This window comes from Aestuariibius violaceus (assembly GCF_040779325.2).
GTDB classification, from domain to species: domain Bacteria; phylum Pseudomonadota; class Alphaproteobacteria; order Rhodobacterales; family Rhodobacteraceae; genus Aestuariibius; species Aestuariibius violaceus.
Genome location: NZ_JBFONT020000002.1, coordinates 150,678 through 166,166 on the forward strand (window position 1 = coordinate 150,678; position 15,489 = coordinate 166,166).

Consider the following 15,489-nt stretch of genomic DNA (forward strand, 5'->3'; position numbering starts at 1 on the left):
GGCGGTGGGGTGAAACCCCACCCTACGGTGGGGTACGGAGGGTCTTACAGGATGATCTTTTGAGCGAGGACGTTCGGGCCGATGGCTGAAGATTGCACTGAAGGTTGGCCAATATTAGGTCCGCTTCATTACTGAGATAGTTCAAGGGCTTTGATGATGGCTTCGCCCAGCTCCTTAGGTTCCTCAGAACCCATTATGCTTTCTCCGCAGCCATCGTAACCTTTGGTTCCCACTTTCTTTGATGGGTGCACCGTTATGTTGTTTTCGATTTGGACTACCGATGCGTATTTACTGGTAGCTTTTACAAATTCTGTCCAATTCTTCTTTCGCGCTGCCGATACTAGCGGAGATACCTTTTGCAGGTCTTTATCGAGATCGACGTTGTACCTGAAAAGCCCGATTGCCTCTAACGCAGTCTCTCCGAGTCTTCGCTCATCCACGATACTTGACTGCAAGACAGGCCCAGTCACGACCGGAAGACCTCGGGTAGTCTCTCCGTGAACGGGAATGTAGCACTCGTCGCCGATCAGATATACCGATGTACTACGAATTACCTTCAAGTTCTTAGCTGGTCGGAAGAATCTCAGTATCATTTCGTTCTCTTGCTCGTGGTGTGAATATTCAGAAATCCAATACTGCCTGCGCTGCTGAGTTTCGTTATGTGGTGTAGCGGTGATATTCTGTAAAGCGAATTAGCTTTAGGCACCCCGGTCCTGTTTGAGCTTCAGCTTAGCAATAGAATCTGCCAGGCTGCTTTCTTGTCTCTCTAACTCTCGCTGGAACGCTATTCGTCTACGGTAACGACCGTTTACCGTTGATGTCGAGGCCAAGCAGTAGACACAGCTCACGACCGCCAGTTCAGCAGGCGCTTTTCGATCTGGCCGATGAGGAAGCTGACGGTCACGCCCAGGATCGACAGGATGGTGACGCCCGCGAAGAGGCGTTCGAGGTCGTAGAGGGAGCCTGCCTGGAGGATGTAGGCGCCGACGCCGTGGGTGGCGCCCAGCATCTCGGCCGCGACCAGCAGGATGATCCCGATGGCGAGGCTGATGCGGAGCCCCGAGAGGATACCGGGCATGGCGCCGGGCAGGACGATCTTGCGGACGATGGAGAGCCAGGAGAGCCCGAAGCTCTGGCCCATGCGGATGAGGGTGCGGTCGACATTCTCGACCGCGCCGTAGGTGGCGACGACCGTGGGGGTGAAGGTGCCGAGCGCGATCAGCGCGTATTTCGAGCCCTCGTCGATGCCGAACCAGATGACGAAGAGCGGCAGGAGCGCGATTTTCGGGATCGGGAAGATTGCCGCCACCAGCGGGACGAGGCCCGCGCGGATCAGGGAGAAGAGGCCGATCAGGATGCCGAGGCCGATGCCCGCCGAAACGCCGATGGCCGAGCCCATGACGAGCCGCGAGAGCGAGACCGACAGGTGATCCCAGAGGGCGCCGGTTTCGTAGAGTTCGACGAAGGTGGCCAGCACGTCGGAGGGGCGGGGCAGGGTGAGGTTGGAGATCCAGCCGGCCCGGGTGCCCCATTCGACAAGCGCGATCAGCACGACGAAGACGGCGAGCCCGACAAAGCGGATGGGGCGCGGGCGGAAGCCGCCGCCGCGGAAGGGGACGGGCTGCTTGGTGCGGGCGTCAGCCATTCACAAGCTCCTCATCGGCGGCGCGGGCTTCGCTGTGCATGACGTCCCAGAGGTGTTTCTGGCGCGCCTCGAGATCGGCGTCGCCGAGGCCGCGATCGGTCAGGGGGCGGTCGATCTCCATCACTTCGCGGACCTGGCCGGGGCGGCGGGAGAGGACGACGATCTTGTGGCCGAGGCGGACGGCCTCGGACAGGTTGTGGGTGACGTAGAGCGCGGTGAAGGGCTCGCGCGCCCAGAGCGAGATCAGGTCGTCGATCAGGAGCTCTCGGGTCTGGGCGTCGAGGGCGGAGAGCGGTTCGTCCATCAGCATGACGGCGGGCCGGACGGCGAGCGCGCGGGCGATGGCGACGCGCTGCTTCATGCCGCCGGAGAGCTGCCGGGGCAGGGCGCGGCGGAAATCGGAGAGGTTGGTGCGGGCGAGGACGTCGGCGATGGTCGCCTCGGCCCTGTCGCGGCGGAGGCCGTGATCTTCGAGGACGAGGCGGATGTTGCCTTCGACGCTGCGCCAGGGGAGGAGCGCGAAATCCTGGAAGACGAAGGTGAGCGGGTTGAGGCAACCTTCGGGCGGCTGGCCGACCTGGAGGATCTGGCCCGCGTCGGGGCGTTCGAGGCCGCCGGCCATCCTGAGCAGCGTGGACTTGCCGCAGCCGGAAGGGCCGACGAGGCAGACGATCCGGCCGGAGGGCACGTCGAGGGTGATGTCGCGCAGCACCTCGACCTCTCCGTAGGAGTGAGAGACGCCGTTGAGGGACAGGTCCATGGGGGTCCTTCTCGGGTGGGGGCGGCCCGGGGGCCGCCCTTGGGGTCAGACGGTGGCGACGTAGGAGGTGTCGACGACGGTGTCGAAGGCGATGTCCTGGTCGACCAGATCCTCGGCCTTGAACCAGTCGAGCTGGTCCTGAAGCGAGGCGGTGTTGAGCGCGGCGCCCGGCGTAAGGCGCATGGCGCCGTTGATGATCGAGGGGGCGGCCTTGTCGTAGTCGCGATCCGTGTAGACGAAGTTGTGGATGAGGCGCACCATCTCGTCCCGCCCGTCCTCGCCGAGGGTGCTGTCGACCATGGCGGCGTTGAAGTCTTCGGCGCCGCGGCTGTAGGCGGCGAGGAAGTCCTCGGTCATCTGCCGTTGGTTCGTGGCGTTGTCGGCCGAGGTGAAGACGGTGGTGACCTGGTAGTTCGGGATGTAGTCCGAGACGTCGCCGATCAGGTGCACGGCGCCGGAGCCGGAGAGGGCGAGCGCGATATGGGGGACGATGGCCCAGCCGTCGACCTGGCCGGAGCGCAGCGACGAGATGATGTTGCCGACGCTTTGCAGCGGCGTGTAGCTGAGGGAGATCCCTTCCTCGGCGGCCATCTTGGCGCCCATGTAATGGAAGGAGGAGCCCGCCTGGCTGATCGCGAAGCGGCGGCCGTCGAGGGCGGCGGGGGTGGTGACGCCGTCCTGATAGGCGGCGTCGGAGACGAGGAATTTCTGGCCGGTGACGCCCGGTTCCTCCTGCAAGGCGCCGCCGATGACGCGGACCGCGCCGCGGCTGGCGAGCGAGATCAGGCCGCCGGTCATGGCGGTGACGGCGTAGTCGACGTCGCCCGAGGCGATGGCGACGGCCATGGGCTGGGCGGCGTCGAAGAAGCGGAGGTCCACGTTGAGGCCTGCCGCGTCGAAATAGCCGCGTTCGTAGGCGGCGAAGGTGCCCGCGTGGCTGGTGAAGCGCAGGGCGCCCACGACGAGCGGTGTGCTGGCAATGGCCGGTGTGGCGAGGCCCGTGGCGGCGGCGGCCGCGGTGCCGCCCATGAGGGTGACGGCCTGGCGTCTGGTGATGCGCATCTTTGTTCCTCCCTGGATTAGTCGGATGCGTGGTTGAGGGCCCGGGCTTAGGGCACGGGGCCCGTCCGGTGGGGCGCGAGATCGCCCAGGATGTTGTCGGTGAGGGCTGCGCGCGCGGCGGGCGCGTCGCGGTCGAGGACGGATTGCAGGAGCGCGGCCTGGCGGGCCTTGCGGGCGGCGAAGTCGAGGCGCGCTTCGCGCAGGGCGGCCAGCGTGAAGCGGCGGGACTGGTCGTAGAACTGTTTTTGGAGCGCGATGATGCGGGGCGATCCGCTGGCGGCGGCGAGGGCTGCGTGGAAGGTGCGGAGCGCCTCGTCCCATTCGAGCGCGGTGAGATCGTCGGGGGCGGCCGCGACGGCCTCTTCAGCGCGTCCGAGGGCGTGGTGGGCGGCGATGACGCTGCCTTCCCAGGTGACGTCACCATGGGCGAGGGACCAGTCAAGCGCGGTGCCTTCGATTTCGACGCGCAGGCGCAGGATGTCGGCGAGGTCGGCCTCGGTCGCGGAGGCGACGCGGAAGCCGCGCTGGGCCTCTGCCTCGACCAGGCCTTCGGTGGAGAGGATGCGGAGCGCTTCGCGGATCGAGTGGTTGGAGCCGCCGTAGCGGCTGCGCAGATCGGTCAGCTTGAGCCTGGCGTCGGGCGGCAGCACGCCGAAGGAGATGTCCCGCCGGAGCCCGCTTGCGACAAGCGAGACGATCGTGTCGTCCTCGTCGGGAGTTCGGCTGAACAGCGCCATTGTTCCATCATACCCAAAACGTTGGACATTTTTGGGTGTGTTTGGCGAGGCGAGTCAAGGCGGGTTTTTGCGGGCGGGCCGCTCATCGACCCTTGCGGGTCTCTTCGCTGGGGCGCGGGTTTCGACCGTCGCGCGGCGACGGAAGCCTTTCTGACGTCGGATGGGCCTGACGCCTAGCGGCCCCAGGTGCGCACCGGGCCGCAATCCATATGGACGAAGTTCGAGCCGGAATACTTGCCGACACCCCCCCCGCGGCAGGCCGCGGCGGCGCGCGCCATCTGGCCGACCGAGCGGCTGTCGAGGCGGAGGTCGGCGGCCTGGCCTTTCATATGGAGCGAGTTCTTCGCCACGCCCGAAGACCGGCTGCGCAACATCGCGTTGGTCTGGGGAGAGCGGTAGCCGGAGAGGAGCATGTACGGTTCGCTTGCGTCCATCAGGTTGTGGGCGGCGGCCATGATATCGACCGTGCGCAGGTCGATCTGGATCGTCGTGTTCGTCCGCCAGTCGCGCATGAAGTGGTTCACTTCGTGGACGGCATCCGCGATGTAGTCGCCTTCGATCCAGTAGATCATGTTGATATGTTCGCCCGTTCGGCCCGAATACATCCGTATCCTGCGAACATCGCCTGCGCCCCTAAGGAACCCTGCGGCTTGTGAATACGTTGGGGCTGCAGTGATGGCGGTTGCCCCGAATGCCGCCAAGAGTCCGCGCCGTGTCAGGCGCACCTGTCCTTCAGTGGTCATTGCCTGTGTCCCGTCGTTCTTATTGGCCCGCTTTGCGCGGATCCTTTAACCTGCCCATCGTCGTCCCCAGTGCTGGAATCTATGGCACAGCCGGATTCACCGACCAAGTGCTTCGTAGCCGTAAAGGAGTTAACGTATAGGAAATGAGCGGGATTTTGCGCAGAATTGCAATAATAGATGTGCAGGAGGCCGGTGTGGCGCGTTTGCGACTGTCCTTAAGGACACAGGCGCAACTCCTTGCTACCCCGTCTCGCAGTTGTGAGTAGACTGGAGATCGGAGGCGCGTCCTGATGGGAGGCGCTGTTTTTCAATTGCCAAGACAACGAGGTGATATCTCGATGCCGACCGTTTCAATCCGCCATTTCCGGCCCGGCCCTATTTTGGCTGCTCTTTCTTTGCTTGCGATTTCCGCAGTGCCTGCGGTCGCGCAGGTCACGCCGTTCAAGCAGGCGGTGGCCGAGGCCGCCGCGCGGGACGATGCGCTGGCGCAATTCTATCGCTCGGTCCAGTTCGAGGGGATCTGGGTCGATAATGATGATCGGGCCCGCCGCCAGGCCTTCCTGCAGGCGATGGAAAGTGCGGGCGATCACGGTCTTCCCCCGCAGCGCTATGATGCGGCCCGGATGACGCAGGCCCTGCGGGCGGCAAACGATCCGGTGTCGCGCGGGCGGGTCGAGGTCGAGATGAGCCGTCTGTTCCTGCAATATGCACGGGATATTCAGACGGGCGTTCTGGTGCCGTCGCGCGTCGATAGCGGGATCGTGCGGGAAGTGCCCTATCGGAGCCGGGTGGGCACGCTGACCGCCCTGGTGCAGTCGAACCCGGGGGCGTTCATCCGCTCGCTGGCGCCGGCGGCGCCGGAATACACCCGCCTGATGCGCGAGAAGCTGCGGCTGGAGCGGCTGATCGCCCAGGGCGGCTGGGGACCGACGGTGCCGGGCACGCTGAAGCCGGGTGCCTCGGGGCCTGCGGTGGTTGCGCTGCGTGACCGGCTGGTGGCCAAGGGGTTCATGAACCGCAGCGCGACGAGCGTCTATGACGACAGCGTGCGCGCGGGTGTGCAGCGGTTTCAGGTGGCTTATGGCCTGAACCCCGACGGCGTCGCCGGGCAGGGCACGGTCCGCGAGATCAACCGCGCCCCGGAAGAGCGGCTGCGCAACATCATCGTCGCGATGGAGCGGGAGCGGTGGATCAACCGTCCGCGGGGCACGCGGCATGTCTGGGTGAACCTGACGGATTTCACGGCTGCGATCATCGACAACGATGCCGAGACCTTCAAGACGCGGTCGGTCATCGGGGCGACGCAGAGCGACCGGCGCAGCCCGGAATTCTCGGACGTCATGGAGTTCATGGTCATCAACCCGAGCTGGTATGTGCCGCGGTCGATCGTGACCAAGGAATACCTGCCGATGCTCAAGCGGAACCCCTATGCGGTGAACCATATCCAGATCACCGACAACCGGGGGCGGGTGGTGAACCGGGCGGCGGTCGATTTCAACGCCTATACCGAGCAGACCTTCCCCTTCGCCATGCGGGAACCGCCGAGCCAGGGGAATGCGCTGGGTCTGGTGAAGTTCATGTTCCCGAACCGGTACAACATCTACCTGCATGACACGCCGGCCAAGAGCCTGTTCGGACGCGAGGTGCGGGCGTTCAGCCATGGCTGCATCCGGCTGCGGGATCCGTTCGATTTCGCCTATGAGCTGTTGTCGAAGCAGACGGCCGATCCGGAGGGGTTCTTCCGGGAGCGGCTGCGGACGGGCCGCGAGACGCGGGTGGATATGGCGCAGCCGGTGCCGGTGCATATCGTCTACCGGACGGCCTTCACCGATGCGCGGGGGCAGATGAACTATCGCCGTGACGTCTATGGGCGCGATGCGAAGATCTGGAACGCGCTGGCCCGGGAAGGGGTGGTCATCCGCGCGCTCGGGGGCTAGTCACGGCCCCGAGAGCGGGGACGAGATGGCCTTTACGATCGAGGAAATCGCAGCGGCGCTGGAGGCGGACGCCTTCGGCGCCGTTTCGCTTGAAGTGGAGGGCCTGGCGGAGCCGGGATCGGCGGGGCCGGGCGATCTGGCTTTGGCGTTGGCGCCGGCCTACGGCGAGGATCTGGCCAAGGGCGCGGCCCGGGCGGCGATCGTCTGGCCCGGGGCGGATTGGCGGGCGCTGGGTCTGGAGGCGGCCATCGAGGCGCCGCGGGGGCGGCTGGCAATGGCGGGGCTGACGCAGCTGATGGACCGCCCGCCGGAGTTGCCGGAGAAGACGCGGGTGCATCCGAGCGCGGTGATCGAGGAGGGTGCGGTGATCGGCGCGCGGTCGGTCATCGGGGCGTTCGCCTTTGTCGGCGCGGGGGCACGGATCGGGGCGGGCGCGCGGATCGGGGCGCATGTGTCCATCGCCGCTGGTGTCCGGATCGGCGCGGGGGCGCTGCTGGATGCGGGGACGCGGATCGGGCACCGGGTGGTGATCGGTGACCGCTTCGTGTCGCAAATGAACGTGGCGATCGGGGGCGACGGGTTCTCGTTCGTGACCGCGGAGCCGTCGGCCGCGGAGCTGGCGCGGGAGAGCCTGGGCGAGGCCGAGATCACGCCGCCGGAGGATGCGAGCTGGCATCGGATCCACTCCCTTGGCGGGGTGGAAATCGGGGACGACGTCGAGGTTGGTGCAGGGTCCTGCATCGATGCCGGGACGATCCGGCCGACGCGGATCGGGCGGGGGACGAAGATCGATAACCTCGTGCAGGTGGGTCACAATGTCGTCGTGGGCGAGGATTGCCTGCTCTGCGGGCAGACGGGGATCGCCGGATCGGCGGTGATCGGGGACCGTACGGTGCTGGGCGGGCGGACGGGTGTTGGCGACAATCTGGTGATCGGAGAGGACGTGGTGACCGGCGTTGCGACGGTCGTGATGTCGAACGTCCCATCCCGGCGCATCATGCTGGGCTATCCGGCGACGAAGATGACGACGAACATCGAAAGCTATAAGGCGCTGCGCCGCCTGCCGCGGCTTTTCGCGGAGGTTGCACGGCTGAAGAAATCGGTTTCAAAGACGCAAGAGAGTGACTAAATCCACTCCAGCAAGACGAAATGTGGGGGCAGACGGCCGATGGATATCAGGGACCGGGTGATCGCGATCATCGCCGAACAGGCCATGCTGGAACCGTCGGACGTGAAGATGGACAGCACGCTTGAGGATCTGGGCGTCGACAGCCTGGGCCTGGTCGAAAGCATCTTCGCCATCGAGGAAGAGTTCGATATCTCGGTGCCCTTCAACGCCAATGACCCCCAGCAGAGCGAGTTCGACATCTCGTCTGTCGCCGCCATCATCGGCGCGGTCGAGGGGCTGGTGCGCGAGCAGAAAGGCATATCCGCCTGACCATGCGCCGTGTCGTTATCACTGGGGCCGGCACGATCAACGCGCTTGGCCACGACGTGCCTGCGACGCTTGAGGCGATGCGCGAGGGGCGCTGCGGGATCAGTGCGCTGGATATCCGCGATGTGGACCGGCTGTCGGTGAAGATCGGCGGGCAGGTGACAGGGTATGACGAGCATACCCATTTCAACCGCCAGCAGATCGCCCTTTACGACCGGTTCACGCAGTTCACCCTGCTCGCCGCGAAGGAGGCGATGGATCAGGCCGGGATCGAGGATGTCGGCGGGCGGCTGGCCGCGCGGTCGGGCGTGATCCTGGGCACCGCGGGCGGCGGTGTGAATACCTGGGACGAGAATTACCGCACCGTCTATGAGGACGGGAAGAACCGGGTGCATCCGTTCGTGGTGCCGAAGCTGATGAACAATGCGGCGGCGAGCCATGTGTCGATGGAGTGGAACCTCAAGGGGCCCTCCTTCACCGTCGCCACCGCCTGCGCCTCGTCAAATCACGCCATGGGGCAGGCGTTCTGGATGATCCGGTCGGGCGCCTGCGACGTGATGGTCACCGGCGGGTCGGAATCGATGCTGTGCTTCGGCGGCGTGAAGGCCTGGGAGGGGTTGCGCGTGATGTCGAAGACCGCCTGCCGGCCGTTTTCGGCCAATCGCGACGGCATGGTGCAGGGCGAGGGCGCGGGCGTCTTCATCTTCGAGGATTACGAGCATGCGAAGTCCCGGGGTGCAGACATTCTGGCCGAGGTGGCGGGGTTCGCCATGACCTCGGACGCGTCCGATATCGTGATGCCCTCGAAGCAAGGGGCGGCGCGGGCGATCGCCGGGGCCTTGGCGGATGGCAAGATCGCCGCGACGGCGGTGGGTTATATCAATGCCCATGGGACGGGGACGGCGGCCAATGACAAGACGGAATGCGCGGCGGTGGCCGACGCATTCGGGCCCCATGCGGATGAGCTGATGATCTCATCCACCAAGTCGATGCACGGGCATCTGATCGGCGGGACGGGGGCGGTGGAGCTTCTGGCCTGCATCATGGCGCTGCGCGAGGGCGTGATCGCACCCACGATCGGCTATGAGGAGGCCGATCCGGAATGTGCTTTGGACGTGGTTCCGAATGTCGCGCGGGAGGCGAAGGTGAAGGTGGCGCTGTCGAATGCGTTTGCCTTCGGGGGGCTGAACGCCGTGCTGGCGCTCAAGGCGGCTTAGGCGCGCGACTTTTGCCGCGCGCCTGAGGGTCAGTTGCCTTCCGGAACGGCGAGCGCGTTGAAGCCGGCGGTAAAGCCCGTGAGCGAGATCGTCAGATCGATGCTCTGGTCCGGCGCGGCGGCCGGCACGATCCGCATCCGGGCGGCGTTGCCGGCGCGGAATTGCGCGATTTCCGCGCCCGTGAAGCCCACGCGGCTGACGCAGCCGCCCTGGTTGCAGAAGCTGAATTCATAGACCCGGTCGGCGCCGCCATCGACGGAGATGCGCAGGTCTTCGGTCAGCAGCGTCTCGAGCGGGGTGACGATCGTCGCGCCCGCGGCGGCGGCGCTGCCTTCGGGCAGGCGGACGATGCTGATTTCGGCCACCGGGTTGTCGTCGCTGCCGCGCAGAAGCTGGTAGAGCTGGCAGGGATCGGGCTGATCCTCGGGCGTCTTGAGGCAACGGATGGACCAGTCGCCGCTTGTTTCGGCGATGTATTCCTGCCCGACCTGCGGTTCGCCTGGTGCGGCCGCTTCCCCGGCGCCGCGGCCCATGTCGAGGCCGGTTGTGGGATCGTTCGTCGTGGGCGTCTCGTTTTCGGCGGGCGGCGTTGCACCGCCTGCGGCGGGGTCGGCTTCGGTCTGGGCCGGTTCCGCCTCTTCCGTTTCGGGGGCAGTCTCTGTCGGCGTCTCTTGCGCCGTTGCGGCCATCGGCACTGCCAGAAGCAGCGCCAGGCAGGTCGGTCTGAGTGCAGTCCACATGGGTGCGTTCTGTCCTTCCGGTCTGTGTCTCATTCGGCGCAGGCTCTATCACGACGCTTTGGCCGTGTCAGGGGCAATCCTTGAGGAAGCGCGCGGGGCATCGCCCATCGGCGATGCCCTTGAGAGCAAAAGGAAAAAGGGCCCGAGTGGCGGACCCTTTTTCGCTTGTCTCCCTGCCGGACTTGGCCGACTTGCGGACAGACGCTACGCATTGGCCCCCCCGCCGTCAACAGGCAAGATGCGACTTTCGTGCTATGGTTGATGCGGTCAAAAGAGCCGCGCCTTAGAGGCGCGGCCAGTCTGACAGGGAGGAAACCAGACGCACCGGACGCTGATCCCGGTGCCTCCACGATTGAGACTGGCAGAGGCGGGTTAAGATTGTATTTTCCCACTCGAAAAATGAGGGCGGTGCCATGGTTGACGAGACGAGCGGTGTGTTCATCGGAGGCGGGGGAGAGGGCTATGCGGGCCCGCAATATCTGAGATTCGACCATGCAAACCGGCATGGGCTGATCGCCGGGGCGACCGGAACGGGTAAGACGGTGACGCTGCAGATCCTGGCGGAGGGGTTTTCGCGGGCGGGCGTCCCGGTCTTCCTGTCGGACGTGAAGGGCGATCTGAGCGGGCTTGCCGCTGCCGGTCGGGAGGATTTCAAGCTTCACGACGCATTCATGAGCCGGGCAGAGACGATCGGGCTGGATCTCGCCTATCGCGCCTTTCCGGTCGTGTTCTGGGATCTATTCGGGGATCAGGGGCATCCGATTCGCACGACCGTGGCCGAGATGGGGCCGCTTCTGCTGTCGCGTCTGCTGGATCTGACCGAGGTGCAGGAGGGCGTTCTGAACGTTGCCTTCCGGGTGGCGGACGAAGAGGGGCTGCCGCTTCTGGACCTGAAGGATCTGCAATCGCTGCTGGTCTGGTGTGGGCAGAACGCGGCGGATCTGAGCCTGCGTTACGGGAATGTCGCCGCATCGTCGGTGGGGGCGATCCAGCGGTCGCTGCTGACGCTGGAGAACCAGGGCGGTGCGCAGCTGTTCGGGGAACCGGCGCTGGAGATCTCGGACCTGATGGCGGTGACGGCGGAAGGCGAGGGGCGGGTGAACATCCTGGCCGCCGACAAGCTGATGGGCTCGCCCCAGCTTTACGCGACCTTCCTGCTGTGGCTCTTGAGTGAGCTGTTCGAGACGCTGCCGGAGGTAGGCAACCCGGAGAAGCCCAAGCTCGTCTTCTTCTTCGATGAGGCGCATCTACTGTTCGACGATGCGCCCGATGCGCTGGTTGACAAGGTGGAGCAGGTGGCGCGGCTGATCCGGTCGAAAGGGGTGGGCGTCTATTTCATCACGCAGAACCCGGGCGATGTGCCGGATGACGTGCTGAGCCAGTTGGGCAACCGGATCCAGCACGCGCTGCGCGCCTTTACGGGAAAAGACCAGCGCGAGCTGAAGAAGGCGGCGGAGACCTACCGGCCCAATCCGGCTTTCGATACGGCCGACGCGATCCGCGAGGTCGGGACGGGCGAGGCGGTGACGTCGATGCTCGACCGGAAGGGGGTGCCGGGGATGGTGGAGCGGACGTTGATCCGGCCGCCGTCGTCGCAGTTGGGGCCGATTTCGGCGGCCGAGCGCAAGGCGGTGATCGACGGGCAGACGGAACTGCGGCGCTACGCGGAGGCGGTCGACCGGGAGAGCGCGGCGGAGATCCTCGCCGCGCGGGCGGCAAAGGCGGCGGCCGATGCCGAGAAGACTGAGGCGGAGGAGGCGGCCCTGCCGGAAGGCGAGCGGGAGTTCCGGACGGGGCGCCGGTATGACGGGCGTCAGGTGGGGCGGTCGACCTCGCGCCGCCGGTCGTCCGACACGGGCGGGCTGGGCGAGGCGCTGACCTCGGCCCTGGTCAAGGAGCTGCGGGGGACGACGGGACGCCGCATCGTGCGCGGCGTCCTCGGGGGGCTCTTCAAAGGGCGATAGGCTCAGGACCCGTTCTTCTTGCACCTCTGGCGCCAAATCCGCGAAATATCAGGGGTTTGGAGCCTCGTCATTCGCCGATCGCGATGCCCTCGCGGCGGGGATCGGCGCCGCCGATCAGGCCGTTGTCGATCGCGATGACGTGCAGGCCCGAGGTCAGCGCGCGGATACTGGTTTCGTAGCCCATCTGCTGGAGCGGGCCTTCGAGAGTGACCGCGTCTGTGCCTTCCTCCAGGTCGAACGTGCCGAAGCGGTTGACGAGATGCGGCATCGAGACGGCCTCTTGCGGGTTCATGCCCCAGTCGAGATAGGCGATGATCGACTGCGCGACGTAGCCGATGATGCGGCTGCCGCCGGGGGAGCCGGTGACCAGGATCGGCTCGCCGCCTTCGAGCACGATGGTGGGCGACATTGACGAGCGGGGGCGCTTGCCGGGTTCCAGCCGGTTGGCGATCGGGATGCCGTCGGCATGGGTGCGGAAGGAGAAATCGGTCAGCTCGTTATTCAGCAGGAAGCCGCGGGTGAAGAGGCGGGAGCCGAAGCCGTTTTCGATGGTCGTCGTCATGGACAGCGCATTGCCGTCTGCGTCGACGATCGAGATGTGGGAGGTCGAGGGGAGCTCCAGGCTTTCGTCGTCGGCCAGTTGCAGCCAGGCGTGATCCCATTCCGGCGTGCCGGGGGCGACCTCGTCCAGCGCGGCGTTGGTCTGCAGGAGGTTGGCGCGTTCGGCGAGGTAGGTCGGGTCGACCAGCCCCTCAGTCGGGACGGGGACGTAATCGCTGTCGGCCATGTAGCGGCCGCGATCGGCGAAGGCGAGGCGGGAGGCGTCGCCGATCAGGCGCCAGGCGGTCGGATCCTGGGCGTTCATCGCGGCGAGGTTGAAGTTGCCGAGCATCCCGAGGATCTGGCCGACGGTCAGCGCACCCGACGACGGCGGGCCCATGCCGCAGACCTGGGTTTCGCGGTAATCGGCGCAGACGGCGGGGCGTTCGATCACCTGATAGCGTTCGAGGTCGGTGAGGGCGAGGAGGCCGGGATTGCCTTCGGCGTTGCGGACGGTACGCACGATATCCTCGGCGATTTCGCCTTCGTAGAACGCTCGCGATCCGTCGCGGGCGAGGGCGCGCAGCGTGTCGGCGTAGTCCGCGTTGAAGAGCGTGTCGCCCTCGGCGATGGCTGTGCCGCCGGGGAAGAAATAGGCGGCCGTGTCGGGGAAGCGTTGCAGCCGTTCCTCGTCGTTCGAGACGAGGGTGGCGAGGCGGGGAGAGACGGTGAAGCCGTCTTCGGCGAGCGTGATGGCCTCGGTGAAGAGCCCCTCCCAATTGGCGCGGCCCCAGCGGCGGTGGGCGGCTTCGAGAAGGGCAGGCGTGCCCGGCGTGCCGACGGAGCGGCCGCCCACGACCGCGTCGAAGAATTGCAGGGGCTCGCCGTTTTCGTCCTGGAAGTAGGTGGGTGTCGCGGCCATGGGCGCGGTTTCGCGGCCGTCGAGGGTGGTGACCTCGCCGCTGGCCGCGTCGTACCAGACGAGGAAGGCGCCGCCGCCGAGACCGGAGCTTTGCGGTTCGACCAGGCCAAGGACGGCCTGGACGGCGACCATGGCGTCGGCGGCGGTGCCGCCTTCGCGGAGGACGCGTGCGCCGGCCTCGACCGCGAGCGGGTTGGCGGCGGCGACCATCCAGTTTTCGGCGGTGACGGGTTCGCCTGCGGCTTTCGCGTCGAGCGCGGCCTGGGCCGCGGGGGTCAGATCGGCGAAGGCTGCGGGGATCTGGGGCGCGGCGGCCTCGGGGGCGACGCTGTCGGCCGCCTCTTGCGCGAGGAGCGGCGTGGCTGCGACGGCGGCGAGTAGGGTGGTGCGACACAGCATGGCGGTCCTCCGGGCGGTAAGTGACGTTTGGTCAGAGGGTTGCCCGGATCGCGACTGGGTTCAACCCCGCGACGAGGGTCCTGACCCTAGAGCTTGCGGATCTTGAGGGTCGCGATCCGGTTCTGCTCCATCGTGACCACTTCGAACCGGAAGCCGTGAAAGGAAAACACCTGTCCGGCGCTCGGGATGATCTGCGCCTCGTGGATGACGAGGCCCGCGACGGTGTTGGCCTCTTCATCAGGCAGGTTCCATTCGTTCGCGCGGTTGAGGTCGCGGATCGTCATGCTGCCGTCGACGAGGAAGGCACCGTCGTCGCCCTTGGCGATGGGCAGACCCTCGCCGGTGTCGAATTCGTCGGTGATCTCTCCCACGATCTCTTCGAGGATGTCTTCGAGCGTGATGAGGCCCTGGAGTGTGCCGTATTCATCGACGACGAGGGCGAAGTGGCTGTGACGCCGCAGGAACTGGCGCATCTGGTCGTCGAGCGTCGTCGTCTCGGGGATGAAGTAAGGGGGCATCGCGACCTCCATCACCTCGAACGCGGCGAGGTCGGTGGCGACGCTTTCGGGCGTTCCGCGGTGCTGGTAGATCGCGCGCAGAAGCTCCTTTGCGTGGACGATGCCGACGATGTTCTCCTGATCGCCCTTGAAGAGTGGCAGGCGGGTGTAGGGGCTTTCGAGGCACTGGCGCAGGATTTCGTCCGGCGAGGCCTCGCTGTCGATCATCTCGATCCCCGAGCGGTGGAGCATGATCTCCTCGACCGTGCGTTCAGAGAGGTCGAGGGCGCCGAGGATGCGGTCGCGATCCTCTTTCTCGACCACACCTTCGGAGCGGCCGAGCTGGAGGGCGCCTTCGATTTCTTCCCGGATGGCGAGGATGTGGCTGTCGGGGTCGATACGGACGCCGAAGATGCGCAGGACCCCGCGCACCAGCCAGCGGACGGCGGAGACGACGGGGGAGAAGACCGTGACGACGATGGAGATGGGCCGCGCGACGGCGGAGGCGGCCTTTTCGGCGTTGGTGATCGCGTAGGTCTTGGGCAGCACCTCGGCAAAGATCAGGACGAGGAGCGTCATGACGAGGGTCGCGAGCGCCACCCCGGATTCGCCGAAGGCGCGGGTGAAGAGGGCGGTGGCGAGCGAGGTGGCGAGGATGTTGACCAGGTTGTTGCCGAGCAGGACCGAGCCGATCAGGCGTTCGCTGTCCTCGGTCACGCGCAGGGCGCGCGATGCCCCGCGCGAGCCGCGGTCGGCCTGGGCGCGCAGCTTGCCGCGGGAGGCGGCGGTCAGCGCGGTTTCGGAGCCGGAGAAGAAGCCCGACAGGATCAGCAGGAAGAATATAGCGCCAGCTGTGATCCAGAAGGCGGCGTCGGCGACGGGGGCGTCCAT

At 66.2% G+C, this 15,489-nt stretch carries 14 protein-coding genes; 5 read left to right on the plus strand and 9 right to left on the minus strand.

The annotated features are described in order from the left end of the window. Nucleotides 1-128 precede the first annotated feature (128 nt). The 6 genes from AADZ90_RS07890 to mepK form a co-directional block, all read right to left on the minus strand. Complete coding sequence (locus AADZ90_RS07890) at nt 129-593, minus strand: hypothetical protein (RefSeq protein ID WP_367312738.1); 465 nt, start codon at nt 591-593, stop codon at nt 129-131. Nucleotides 594-844: 251 nt separating this feature from the next. Further along, entirely contained in the window at nt 845-1,645 is an 801-nt protein-coding gene (locus AADZ90_RS07895) for an ABC transporter permease (protein WP_367312737.1), read from the minus strand. After that, nucleotides 1,638-2,405, minus strand: a complete 768-nt coding sequence (locus AADZ90_RS07900; protein WP_367312736.1) for an ABC transporter ATP-binding protein — start codon at nt 2,403-2,405, stop codon at nt 1,638-1,640. Before AADZ90_RS07900 ends, AADZ90_RS07895 begins: the two co-directional genes overlap by 8 nt. 45 nt (nt 2,406-2,450) lie before the next feature. Beyond that, a complete protein-coding gene (locus AADZ90_RS07905) occupies nt 2,451-3,467 on the minus strand; it encodes an ABC transporter substrate-binding protein (RefSeq protein WP_367312735.1) in 1,017 nt (338 codons plus the stop codon). A 47-nt stretch (nt 3,468-3,514) separates the two neighbouring features. Beyond that, nucleotides 3,515-4,204 (minus strand): GntR family transcriptional regulator, encoded by a 690-nt coding sequence (locus tag AADZ90_RS07910; protein ID WP_367312734.1) that lies wholly within the window; start codon nt 4,202-4,204, stop codon nt 3,515-3,517. Nucleotides 4,205-4,377: 173 nt separating this feature from the next. Continuing rightward, nucleotides 4,378-4,947 (minus strand): peptidoglycan L,D-endopeptidase MepK, encoded by a 570-nt coding sequence (mepK, locus tag AADZ90_RS07915; RefSeq protein WP_367312733.1) that lies wholly within the window; start codon nt 4,945-4,947, stop codon nt 4,378-4,380. A 338-nt stretch (nt 4,948-5,285) separates the two neighbouring features. Here mepK and AADZ90_RS07920 point away from each other — a divergent pair, with 338 nt between their 5' ends. From AADZ90_RS07920 to AADZ90_RS07935, 4 genes are read left to right on the plus strand one after another with little or no spacing between them, the layout of a single operon-like run. After that, nucleotides 5,286-6,884, plus strand: a complete 1,599-nt coding sequence (locus AADZ90_RS07920; protein WP_367312732.1) for a L,D-transpeptidase family protein — start codon at nt 5,286-5,288, stop codon at nt 6,882-6,884. Nucleotides 6,885-6,909: 25 nt separating this feature from the next. Further along, nucleotides 6,910-8,013: a UDP-3-O-(3-hydroxymyristoyl)glucosamine N-acyltransferase gene (locus AADZ90_RS07925; protein WP_367312731.1), complete on the plus strand. Its 1,104-nt coding sequence runs from the start codon at nt 6,910-6,912 to the stop codon at nt 8,011-8,013. Nucleotides 8,014-8,052: 39 nt separating this feature from the next. Then, entirely contained in the window at nt 8,053-8,322 is a 270-nt protein-coding gene (locus tag AADZ90_RS07930; protein WP_367312730.1) for an acyl carrier protein, read from the plus strand. A gap of 2 nt (nt 8,323-8,324) precedes the next feature. Beyond that, the gene (locus AADZ90_RS07935; RefSeq protein WP_367312729.1) at nt 8,325-9,536 is read left to right on the plus strand and encodes a beta-ketoacyl-[acyl-carrier-protein] synthase family protein; all 1,212 of its coding nucleotides are present in this window, start codon (nt 8,325-8,327) and stop codon (nt 9,534-9,536) included. A gap of 29 nt (nt 9,537-9,565) precedes the next feature. Here the strand turns inward: AADZ90_RS07935 and AADZ90_RS07940 are convergent, their stop codons facing one another. Then, a complete protein-coding gene (locus AADZ90_RS07940; RefSeq protein ID WP_367312728.1) occupies nt 9,566-10,276 on the minus strand; it encodes an invasion associated locus B family protein in 711 nt (236 codons plus the stop codon). 413 nt (nt 10,277-10,689) lie between these two features. On the opposite strand from AADZ90_RS07940, the gene AADZ90_RS07945 reads away from it, so the two are divergent. Next, on the plus strand, nt 10,690-12,240 hold the full coding sequence (locus AADZ90_RS07945) for a helicase HerA-like domain-containing protein (protein ID WP_367312727.1): 1,551 nt from the start codon (nt 10,690-10,692) through the stop codon (nt 12,238-12,240). Between the two features lie 67 nt (nt 12,241-12,307). Here the strand turns inward: AADZ90_RS07945 and ggt are convergent, their stop codons facing one another. Together ggt and AADZ90_RS07955 are read right to left on the minus strand one after the other, a co-directional pair. Continuing rightward, nucleotides 12,308-14,101, minus strand: coding sequence for a gamma-glutamyltransferase (ggt, locus tag AADZ90_RS07950; RefSeq protein WP_367312726.1), 1,794 nt, complete (start codon nt 14,099-14,101; stop codon nt 12,308-12,310). An 86-nt stretch (nt 14,102-14,187) separates the two neighbouring features. Beyond that, nucleotides 14,188-15,489 carry an HlyC/CorC family transporter gene (locus tag AADZ90_RS07955; RefSeq protein ID WP_367312725.1) on the minus strand — a complete coding sequence of 434 codons (1,302 nt, stop codon included), beginning with the start codon at nt 15,487-15,489 and terminating at the stop codon, nt 14,188-14,190.

Coding starts and splice junctions, on each gene's coding strand:
- AADZ90_RS07935 (WP_367312729.1), top strand. CDS start 8,325: ATGCGCCGTGTCGTTATCACTGGGGCCGGCACGATCAACGCGCTTGGC.
- AADZ90_RS07945 (WP_367312727.1), top strand. CDS start 10,690: ATGGTTGACGAGACGAGCGGTGTGTTCATCGGAGGCGGGGGAGAGGGC.
- AADZ90_RS07910 (WP_367312734.1), bottom strand. CDS start 4,204: ATGGCGCTGTTCAGCCGAACTCCCGACGAGGACGACACGATCGTCTCG.
- AADZ90_RS07890 (WP_367312738.1), bottom strand. CDS start 593: ATGATACTGAGATTCTTCCGACCAGCTAAGAACTTGAAGGTAATTCGT.
- ggt (WP_367312726.1), bottom strand. CDS start 14,101: ATGCTGTGTCGCACCACCCTACTCGCCGCCGTCGCAGCCACGCCGCTC.
- AADZ90_RS07925 (WP_367312731.1), top strand. CDS start 6,910: ATGGCCTTTACGATCGAGGAAATCGCAGCGGCGCTGGAGGCGGACGCC.
- AADZ90_RS07905 (WP_367312735.1), bottom strand. CDS start 3,467: ATGCGCATCACCAGACGCCAGGCCGTCACCCTCATGGGCGGCACCGCG.
- mepK (WP_367312733.1), bottom strand. CDS start 4,947: ATGACCACTGAAGGACAGGTGCGCCTGACACGGCGCGGACTCTTGGCG.
- AADZ90_RS07930 (WP_367312730.1), top strand. CDS start 8,053: ATGGATATCAGGGACCGGGTGATCGCGATCATCGCCGAACAGGCCATG.
- AADZ90_RS07955 (WP_367312725.1), bottom strand. CDS start 15,489: ATGGACGCCCCCGTCGCCGACGCCGCCTTCTGGATCACAGCTGGCGCT.
- AADZ90_RS07900 (WP_367312736.1), bottom strand. CDS start 2,405: ATGGACCTGTCCCTCAACGGCGTCTCTCACTCCTACGGAGAGGTCGAG.
- AADZ90_RS07920 (WP_367312732.1), top strand. CDS start 5,286: ATGCCGACCGTTTCAATCCGCCATTTCCGGCCCGGCCCTATTTTGGCT.
- AADZ90_RS07895 (WP_367312737.1), bottom strand. CDS start 1,645: ATGGCTGACGCCCGCACCAAGCAGCCCGTCCCCTTCCGCGGCGGCGGC.
- AADZ90_RS07940 (WP_367312728.1), bottom strand. CDS start 10,276: ATGTGGACTGCACTCAGACCGACCTGCCTGGCGCTGCTTCTGGCAGTG.